Source organism: Streptomyces katrae, from assembly GCF_000966975.1.
In the GTDB taxonomy this organism is placed as follows: Bacteria; Actinomycetota; Actinomycetes; order Streptomycetales; family Streptomycetaceae; genus Streptomyces; species Streptomyces katrae.
Map to the genome: position 1 here is coordinate 1 of NZ_JZWV01000416.1, position 9,646 is coordinate 9,646.

General features: G+C 71.0%; 6 protein-coding genes and 2 pseudogenes. 2 read left to right on the plus strand and 6 right to left on the minus strand.

The genetic code is table 11. The annotated features are described in order from the left end of the window. From VR44_RS16105 to VR44_RS16115, 3 genes are all read right to left on the minus strand, one after another. Positions 1–1,957, minus strand: a 1,957-nt coding sequence (locus tag VR44_RS16105) for an RICIN domain-containing protein (RefSeq protein WP_045948187.1), incomplete at its 3' end; no start/stop codon positions are given. Positions 1,958–1,999: 42 nt separating this feature from the next. Continuing rightward, entirely contained in the window at positions 2,000–4,384 is a 2,385-nt protein-coding gene (locus VR44_RS16110; protein WP_045948188.1) for a non-reducing end alpha-L-arabinofuranosidase family hydrolase, read from the minus strand. Between the two features lie 335 nt (positions 4,385–4,719). Further along, positions 4,720–6,297, minus strand: coding sequence for a sigma-70 family RNA polymerase sigma factor (locus tag VR44_RS16115; protein WP_045948189.1), 1,578 nt, complete (start codon positions 6,295–6,297; stop codon positions 4,720–4,722). 402 nt (positions 6,298–6,699) lie between these two features. Between VR44_RS16115 and VR44_RS16120 the strand changes: the two are divergent. Continuing rightward, positions 6,700–7,282: pseudogene (locus VR44_RS16120) on the plus strand (flavodoxin family protein). 51 nt (positions 7,283–7,333) lie between these two features. On the opposite strand, the pseudogene VR44_RS49145 reads toward VR44_RS16120, so the two are convergent. Then, positions 7,334–7,573: pseudogene (locus VR44_RS49145) on the minus strand (IS21 family transposase); the annotation flags it as partial. A 341-nt stretch (positions 7,574–7,914) separates the two neighbouring features. Here VR44_RS49145 and VR44_RS16125 point away from each other — a divergent pair. Next, complete coding sequence (locus VR44_RS16125) at positions 7,915–8,298, plus strand: peptidoglycan-binding domain-containing protein (RefSeq protein WP_052713632.1); 384 nt, start codon at positions 7,915–7,917, stop codon at positions 8,296–8,298. Positions 8,299–8,982: 684 nt separating this feature from the next. On the opposite strand, the gene VR44_RS16130 is transcribed toward VR44_RS16125, so the two are convergent. Both VR44_RS16130 and VR44_RS16135 read right to left on the minus strand, forming a co-directional pair. Then, positions 8,983–9,249, minus strand: a complete 267-nt coding sequence (locus VR44_RS16130; protein WP_045948190.1) for a DUF4235 domain-containing protein — start codon at positions 9,247–9,249, stop codon at positions 8,983–8,985. Next, positions 9,246–9,646: DUF3618 domain-containing protein (locus VR44_RS16135; protein ID WP_045948191.1), on the minus strand; the 401-nt coding region annotated here is incomplete at its 5' end. The genes VR44_RS16130 and VR44_RS16135, both read right to left, overlap by 4 nt.

Sequence of the window (9,646 nt, forward strand, 5' to 3'; positions counted from 1 at the left end):
CGGTGGACCAGGCGCCGTCCTTCTCGCCACCCTTGCCGACGCGGACCATGAGCGCCGGATTGGACTGGGCGAAGTCGATGCCGGTGCTGTTGGCCATCATCGGGTTCTTCAGCCGCCCCGCCGGCACCTCGGTCAGGGAGTCGTGGCGGAAGCCGCCCTGGTCGCCCATGGCCGTGATGACCTGGGCGCCGCCGGGCGGGGCGATCGCGTCCAGCAGTGCGGTCTCCTCCAGCCCCCGGGCGCCGCCCACGCTCCAGTGGCTGGTGCCGCCGCTGTCCGAGGCGTTGGCGTCCTTGCTGCGCAGGACGCCGTTGCCGGTGCCGTACAGCACGTGGCCGGAGTCGAAGGGATCGATGGCCAGGGCGGTCATCCAGTGCCCGGTGCCGGTACCGACGTACGGAGCGGCGGAAGCGTCCCGGACCGAGGTTCCGGCCAGTGCCTTCCAAGTCGTGCCGCCGTCGGTGGTCCGGTAGATCTCGTCCTGCGGCCACCACCGGTCGAGGGTGGTGACCATCACCGTGGAGGGTTTGCGCGGATCGACGGCCAGACCGGAGAACCCGTAGCCGCCCTGGGACGGGGAGACGTTCCTCCACGCCCCGTCGGCCGGGGTGTGCTTCCACACCGAGCCCCCCGTCACGCCGTTGGGCCCGAGGGCGTTGGTGTACGTCAGGTACAGCGAGCCGTCACCGGAGAGCACGCCGTGCTGCGGCAGCTGGCCGGTGGGCTGCCCCGGGACGGCCTGCCAGGTGCTGCCGCCGTCGGTCGAGCGGTACAGGGAGGCGGACCTGTCGGCGACGCCGACGTAGACCGTCCTGCTGCCGGCGGGCCCGTACGTGACGAAGGAGATGCCCGCGCCGCTGCCCGCCCCGTCCTTCACGGGGAACGAGGAGACCTGGCTCCACGTCGCGCCGTGGTCGTTGCTGCGCCAGAGGCCGTTCTTGCGGGTGCCCAGCAGCAGCGTGCCGTTGTCCGAGGGGTTGACCGCCAGCCGCTCTCCGGCCCCGCGGCCGTCCTCGTTGCCGCCCAGCTTGAAGGGCAGCTCGGTGCGCTGGAAGGTGCGGCCCCGGTCGGTGGAGCGCAGGATCGCGCCGTTGCCGGCCCAGTCGTTGGTGTAGGTGCCCGCCGAGAGGTAGAGCCGTGCCGGGTCCACGGGGTCGGTGGCCAGCGCGTCGATGCCCAGCAGGTTCCAGTCCTTCTCGCCGAGCCAGTCGGTCAGCGGGACCCACTGCTCGGCGCCGGTGTCCCAGCGGTAGGCGCCGCCCATGTCGGTCCGCGCGTACAGCAGGCCCTTCTCCGTCGGGTTGAACACCAGCCCGGTGACGTAGCCGCCGCCCACCACCTGGGCGTTGCGCCACGTGTACGGTCCGGCGCCGGGCGCCCGGGTCCCGGTCGCCTTCACCAGCTTCCACTGCTGGTTGGTGCCGCCATGGCCGGGATACTGGATGACGGCCGCGCCATCGGCGGCGGAGCCTGCGGAGACGTCCAGGACCTGGCCGCTCCTGCGGGAGGTGAGGACGACGGCGTCCGAACCGCTCACCTCGTCGATCCGCCACTCCTGGGAGGCGGAGGAGCTGTCGCTCTGCTGCTCCGCGGCGGCCGCCCGGCCGGTCGAGTCCCCGGCTATGCCCAGGACCTTGCCGCTGTTGCGGTTCACCAGCTCGTAGTAGCCGTCTCCGGTGGGGCGCAGCCTCCACTGCTGGTTGGCGGTGTTCTGGTCGGTCCACTGCTGGACGCGGGTGCCGTCGGCGGTGGAGAAGGCGTTGACGTCCAGCACCTTGCCGCTGCGTACCGAGACCAGCCGGTAGTAGGCGTCGCCGTCGACCGTCGCGGCCTGCGAGTCGTCCTGCACGAACAGGAGGTACGGCACGAGGACGGCGGGCACACCGAGCAGCAGTCCGGTCCCGGCCCAGCGGCGGCGGTGACGCCCGCGGCGCCCGCGGTTCGTGGGGTTGTTCATGGGGAGGTGTTCTCCTTGCGTTTCACCGTGGATCGGGGCAGGTCAGCGCTGCAGGGTGAGGACACCCGGCCGGTACGGCAGCCGGTCGTAGGGGCCGCTCGCCGCCGGGGACTTGCCCTGGTAGAGGAACTGCAGGTGGCAGGGGTCGATGGTCATGGTCTGGTCGGGGTTGTCGCGGACCAGGTCACCGTGGCTGATGTCGTTGGTCCAGGTGGCGCCGCTGTTGGCCCGGCCGGCGAAGGGGTTGCTCTCGCTGCCTGCCTGCGGGGTCCACGGACCGTTCAGGCTGGAGGCCGTGAACGAGCGGAAGTAGCGGTCCTGGTGGGCGCCCCTGGCCTCGACGATCATGAGGTACTGGTTCTGGCCCTGGACCCTGTAGACCTGCGGCGCCTCGAACAGGTTGTCCGGCGTGTCGCTCATGACGGTCGTGTAAGAGGAGCCGAAGTTGCCCGGGAAGTTCCCGATCGGCATGCTCGCCCGGTAGATCTTGCCGTTGTCACCGGCGAAGAACAGGTACATGTTCTTGTCGTCGGCGATCAGGGTCTGGTCGATCGGGCCGGTGGGGGATTCGGTGCGGGGGATGCCGCCGGTGAACAGCGGCTGCGGCGCGGACCAGCCGTTGGGGTTGGCCGGGTCGCTGGACGTGCGGTAGATGAAGGGCCACGGTCCCCACTGGTACGCCAGCACCCAGATCTTCTTGGGGGCGAAGTAGAACAGCGTGGGCGCCACCGCGGCCTGGTCCATCCCGGTCTGGCGGGCCGACGCCATGTCCGACCAGTTCGTGAAGGGACCGAACATCATCGAGCCGTACGAGGATCCCGAGAAGTCCGAGCCGTAGACCAGGTGCCGGCCGTTGTACGTCACGGTGGTGAAGTCCTTCAGGGACGCCCACCCGTTCGCCGGCTGCGCCAGCGCACCCGTCGACGTCCACCGGTACGTCGACGGCAGGGCACACGTCCCGCCCGTCGGCGCCGACGTCGTGGGGGCCGGCGTCCCGGACGGGCCGGTCCACTTCTGGTTGCCGCCGGACCAGCAGGAGTACAGCTGGATCCTGGTGCGGTTGGCGGTGCCCGCGCCGACGGCGTCGAGGCACAGCCCGGACCGGACACCGGCGATCGAGCCGTCGTGGTTGACGTTCCACTGCTGGCCGGCGCCGCCGGTGCAGTCACCGATGACCACCGCGGTGCCGTTGGCGGTGCCGTCGGCCTTGGCGCTCAGGCACTTGTTGCCGTAGATCATCAGCTGCTTGCCGGCGGTGTAGGTCCAGCGCTGGTTGGTCTGCCCGTTGCAGTCCCACAGTTGTGCCTGTGTGCCGTTGGCCGTGCTGGAGTCGTCGATGTCGACGCACCGGCCGGAGGCGACGCCCCTGATCGCCCCGGTCCCGGTTCCTCCGGTCCCGCCGGTTGCGGCCTTGAGGGCGTTCACGACGGCGGTGTAGGCGGCCTTGGGCCTGCCGTTCTCGTCGAACAGCAGGGGGCTCTCGCCGCGACGCCAGGAGTCCCCGTCGCGGATGCCCCACACCGTGATGCCGGTACACCGGGCCACGGACAGGCAGGCCTTGACCGTGTCGGCGTAGTGGGCGGGTGAGGCCTGGGCGATGTCCAGCTCGGTGATCTGGACGTCGACGCCCAGGGCGGCGAAGGCGGCCAGGGTGGTCCGGAGGCTGGACGGCGGGCCTCCGGGGCCGAAGTGACTCTGGAACCCGACGCAGTCGATCGGCACGCCGCGGGACTTGAAGTCCTTGACCATGCTGTAGACGCCCTGGGTCTTGGCGTCCGACCAGTTCTCGATGTTGTAGTCGTTGTAGCAGAGCTTGGCGGCGGGGTCGGCCGCCCGGGCCGTGCGGAACGCCTCCTCGATGAAGCCGTTGCCCAGCACGTTCTGGAACACCGAGTCACGGTGCTGGGTGGAGCCGTCGGCGAAGGCCTCGTTGACCACGTCCCAGGCGTAGACCTTGCCCTTGTAGTGGGACATCAGGGCGGTGATGTGGTTGTTCATCACGCCGCGCAGCGTGTTCGCGTCACCGATCGATTTGACCCAGAGCGGGAGTTGCGAGTGCCAGACCGCGGTGTGGCCGCGCAGGCGCTGGCCGTGTGCCGCGGCATGGTCGACGATCCGGTCGGCGGCGGCGAAGTTGAAGTTGCCGCGGGACGGTTCGGTGGCGTCCCACTTCATCTCGTTCTCCGGGGTGACCATGTTGAATTCCCGGTCCAGGATGGTGGAGTACGCCGAGTCGCCCAGCCTGCCGGCGGCCACGGCGGTGCCGAAGTACCTGCCGGAGGGGGCGGCCTGCGTGCCCAGGGGGGTCGCGGCTCCGGCGGAGCTGGGCAGGAGCGTCACGACGCCCGCCACCAGTCCGGCGGCCGCCAGCGCTGTCGTCACGGTCCGGCGCCGCCGGGTGAGCCGGTGCGTGCCCTTGCCCTTCACGATGCACCTCGGGGATTGCGGGCCGCCTTGGGTGCCGTGGTCGTGTGCGGACCGGCCGCCGGGGGTTGGGGGATGTGTCGCGTCATTGGGGGGCTTTCTTCAGGCGATACGTACGGTGGAAGCCGGGGAGCCTTCCGCGCCGGCACCTCGTGGTGAGCGGCGGGAAGGGAACCCCACGTAGTGGAGGCTTCCGAGCGCGTGGCCTCGTAACGAAAAAAGCCGCCTTGACCGGACGATCGCCGGTGATGCATCTCGCAGGCGGAAAGTGTTATGACGAGCCCCCCGGCCTGGTCGTCCCCGGGGAGCGGCTCAGGGAGCGGCTGCGGGAGCGGTTCTCAGCCCTGGGCCTTGCGCACGAGGAAGGACGCCTGTCCGGCGAAGGCCCTTGTGCCGTCGGAGCCGTCGAGCCAGATGCCGCCGTCGCGGTGGCGGATGACCGATCCCGGATAGTTGTGGGCGTGCAGGGTCACCGACCCCGCGCCCGCCCCGGGGTACGCACAGAAGGTGGCGTCCTCCCGGAAGAGTTCGCTGCCGTCGTCGCTGCTCAGCTGGAGGCGCAGGTCACGGTGGCGCAGATAGCGGCCGTCGGCTGCGCGGAAGGTCACACACCGTGTGTCGGCCAGACCCCGGACGACCGTGAAGGTGAGCCGCTTCCGTGCCTGTGCCGCGCTGCTCAGCGTCGCGAAGTCGTCGGCATACGAGAGGTACAGCCCCGGTTGGTCCACGGACTCCAGCGACTGCGCGCCCAGCGGAACGGTGCCCGCGACGGCGGACGGACTCACCGGTGAGGCGGACGGGGGCGGGGACGGTGACGGCGACGGGGAGGACACGCCGACCGACGCGATGGTGGACGAGGGGGCCGGCGCGGGATCGCCGGCCGTGCGGGCGGCGGTGACGCCGGGCTCCCGGGGTGCCGGATCGGGCCAGGCCACGTAGGCGGCGGTCCCCGCGACGAGCACCGCGCCGGCGGCGAGGCTCAGCAGCGGATGAGCGGTCACCACGTGCAGTTTGCCGGCCAGCGCGCCGTGCAGACCGCCTCCCCCCGTTGCCGTGCCGGCGGCGGCGGGTGCCATGGCGAGCCCGGCGGAGCTCGCGGCCGCCCCCGACAGCAGGCCCTTGGCGGCCAGCGCGGCGACCAGTCCGGCCGGGACGGCCAGCGGCGTGAGGGTGAGCAGCAGCAGTTCTTCGGCTGGGACACGCTTCGTCGTCGTCGCCAGGCAGACCTGACAGTCCCGGGTGTGCCGCGCGATCCGCTTGCGCCACACCGGTGCATGGAGACCGTCCCAGCCGACGACGGTCTCGTCCAACCCCGGACAGCGCGGATGGGCTTCCAGCGCGGCGACGATCGTCCGGCTCAGGTCGAGCTGCTCGCGCATACGTTGCAGGCGCACGCCCGCATGGGCGACGGTGAGGCCCGTCGCGGTGGCGATGTCGTCACGGCTCAGCAAGCCGGCGCACTCCTGCCACCACAGCGACAGCAGCACCCGGTGGTCGGGGTCGAGCCAATGGCCGGCTTCGACGACCCGACGGCGCTCGTCCGACATCTGCAGCCGCAGGATCGTCAGGTCCTCGGGCTCCGCACCGGCGTCCGGTATCACGAGCGCCTCGTCGATGTCCGTGATCCGGTCGTCGAAGGCACGTCGACGCTGCCAGTGCGTATTGATCTGACGGAGCGTGATCGCCACCAGCCAGGACCGGAAGCTCTCGGGGGAACGCAGGGCAGGCAGGTCGCGCACCGCGCGCAGCAGGGTCTCCTGGACGACGTCGTCGGCGTCCGCACCGGAGCTCAGCGCCCGCCTGACGATGTTGTAGACCAACGGCAGGTACGCGGCGACCAACTCCTCGCGCGCCCGCTCGTCACCGGCCTGCGCCGCGACAACCAGCCCCGTGTGGTCCGCGTCCATGAGCCCCATTCCCACCCTCCTTCGGGGAGCGATCCGCCGAGTACGGCGTCAAACCCTAACCCGCGAGGAATACGTCCGAAGCCCGAGCCTTGAGCCACCCGTCGCCCCCGAGCATGCGATGCGGGCGCGACGGGCGCTGTGACCCCACCGCGCGATCAGGGTCGATCCCGCCTCGGCCGAGGTAGTAGTCGGCCCACGAATCTTGGCGGCGAGGAGCGCGACGCCCGGACCACACTTTCGGATCGGACCGTGGTCGTACCGCTCGCGCCGGCGTCCACCTGGAAGCGGATACCGGCGGCGATCTCCAGACAGCTCGTGGTGACGATCCCGGGCTGGTCGACGAGGCGGAATAGCCTGCAGGGACCGGTGGTTGGCAGCGGTGATCTTCACTGGACCGACCTTGGAGTGCCCGTGTCCCGTTCTTTCCTCTTCCTCCTCGCCAGTGCCCGCCCGGACGGCAATTCCGAGTTGCTCGCACGGGCCGCGGCACAGCAGCTGGGAGCGGACACGGAGCAGACGTGGCTGGACCTGACGCGGCTGCCCCTGGCCGACTACGTGGACGAGCGACATGCGCCGGGCGGGGCCACCGACGGGGACGAGGTCGAGGCGGCACTGCACCGGGCCACGCTCGACGCCTCGGACATCGTCATCGTCTCGCCGCTCTACTGGTACTCGGTGTCCTCCTACGCCAAGCGCTACCTGGACTACTGGTCCAAGTGGCTGTCCACCCCGGACCCCGGCTTCAAGGAGAAGATGGCCGGTAGGACGCTTTGGGGCGTCACGGCCATGGCGCACCCGCAGGAGGAGCTCGCGGAGCCGCTGCGGCTCACCCTTCACCACACGGCGGCGTGACATGGGCATGCGGTTCGGCGGGGTGCTGCTCGGGAACGGGACCCGGCCGGGACACGTGCTCGCCGACGAGCGGGCGGCTGCACGGGCCAAAGCGTTCTTCGCCGACGAGGCCCCGCTCGCCCGTTTCCCCTACGAGGGGTAGCGCCGGGCCCGGGCCGCACCTGCACCCTTCGTGCCCGTCGCAGATGCCGGGGGAGAAGCCGAGCGTCATCACCAGCACCGGCAGCACCCGCTCCTGCCCCGGCGCGACCGGCACCCTCGGCTCCGGGAACCACGGGTCGCACCGGGCGATCTCGCCCGGTGCGTAGGTCACCCGGTCGACCGGGTCGATGCCCACGTATGCGGCCGGATCTGGGCCAGCTTCCGCTTCAGTGGCGGCGGTGAGTGCCGGCCAGCCCATCCCTTCGGCGACCACCGGCGCCGGCATCGTGGGTCACTCGTTCCCGGGAACCGGAGTAGCGGGCCACGGCAGCTGAGGCCGCCCGCAGGCCTGCACTGCCGCCCGGACACCGCCCTCGGCATGTGGGGGTAACCGCCACGCCCGCCCGGGCGACCGGGTCGCGGTACTGACGGGGCCGACAGGGTCCAGCCGTGGGGAACGTCGCGCCACCGCCGAGGACGGCTGGACCGGTGATGTGTTGTGCGCCGGGTGATGCGGCGTGTGCTCTTGTGCGCCCCTTCGATATGCCGCCTCTGCGGCCGGCGCGGGGATAGCTTCGTTGCTGAATATCCCAAATGGTGGGTCGGGCCCGCCGGGCTGGAAGGAGTGCTGGCTTGCTGAAGCGTGCGGGGTTCTCGGTGGCTGCGGTTGTCGTGCTTGCTGTGGCTGTGATGCCGGTTGGTCTGGCGAGTGAGGCTTTCGCCGCTGGGGCCAAACCGGGGGTGTGCAAGTCGTCCGTGGAGGGCACGTACTGCGGCTACTACTCGGGGTCGGCGTACACCGATCGCGGTGACGCGGGGGCCAAGGTGAAGGAGATCCAGGCGCTGCTGATCCAGCATCACGGCTACTCGGTGGGCCCGAAGGGTGTGGACGGCTACTTCGGGGCGGGAACGGAGTCGGCGGTGAAGCGACTGCAGAGGGCCCACGGGCTGAGGCCCGACGGCCTTGTGAGTTCGGAGACGTGGGGCAGGCTGCGTGGGGAGACGGCGGATCGTTGAGGACGCTCTTTCCCGGCTGATCCACCTTGCCCACCGCCGGCTCGTCGCACTGGCCAGTTAGGGACGAAGCGCCTCACGCGGCGGGCACACATCCACGCGTACAGGGGTCTCCAGGGACGTGTCGCTCGCGATGGTGAGGGCGGACTCGGCCCAGTCGACCGCGTCCACGCACGCCAGCCCATACCGCGCCACAGAATCCGCCACACGAAGGAAGCAGCACAGACCACCCGAACCCGCACTTCTGGCCGCGCGGAGGCAAGCCGGAGGGCCCAGTCGGGGACCGGGCGCTCGGTGTCGCCGAGCGGAAGGGCGAGGACGTGTGATCGGCATGACCCCACCGTCACCGAATTCCACCGAGGGTTTCAGGGCGGTCAGCCCGCTGCCATGGCGGGCGTGCTTGGCGCCGGTCGGAGTGCTCCTGAGGTGTGCGTGGTGTCCCTGCATGAGCTTCGTGCCCCGACCGTCGGACCGTACCGCCGGGCCTGGTTCGCTCGGAGATCCGGGGCGTCAGCTGTGGGGTTCGCTTGCGCGCCGGGGCCGGGTGGCGACCCAGCGGGCGATCAGGACCGTAGCGGTGACGGCGGCCGCGGCGAGGGCGTGCGGCCCGGGGTGGGTGGCCACGAAGTCTTCCGCTCGGTTCCAGGCGCCGACGTCGCCCGTCGCTTCCGGTCGGCGGGGGTCGGTTCAGCCCGGCCAGGTTCCGGTCAGCCGGCGGGTGGTGGCGGCTCCTGCCCGGTCCACAGCGGCTTTGACGACGGCGAAGATCGCGCCTTGCAGGGCCGCGGCGACGAGGACCTCTCGCCAGGTGCGGTTCTCGTCGGTGGCGTCCGGGGCGTCGTCTTCGTGGCCCAGCATCTTCCATGCCTGCTTGAAGGCCAGGCCCGCGGCCATGCCGCTGACGGCGCCGAGGGCGAGTCCGACCGGCTTGTAGGCGATCTTGGATGCTTTCACTTGCGCCTCCGGTTCCGGTTCCGGCGCAGGAGCAGGAAGACCGCCAACGCTGCGGCGGCGGCCAGCAGTGGGGTGCGGTTGCTCCGTGCCAGGCCGGCGGCCGAAGCGGCCTTCTCGCGCACGGGGTCCGGGGTCTTCTCGGCGATCAGGTGCCCCGCGTGGGCCGCGCCGTCGCGGACCTGGGCCGCGGCGTGGGCCGCTTTGTCGAGGACCGGGTCGGGGGTCTTGTCCTTGATCAGTTCGGCGGCCTGGGTGGCCTTGTCCTTCAGCTGGCCGGTCAGGAGCGCGGCCTGCTCGGCGGCCTGCTCCTTGACCTCGGCGGCCTTCGCCTTGGTCTGCGCCTTCACGTCGGCCTTGGCGGCCAGCGCCTCGACGGTCTGGCCGAGCTGCTCGCGAG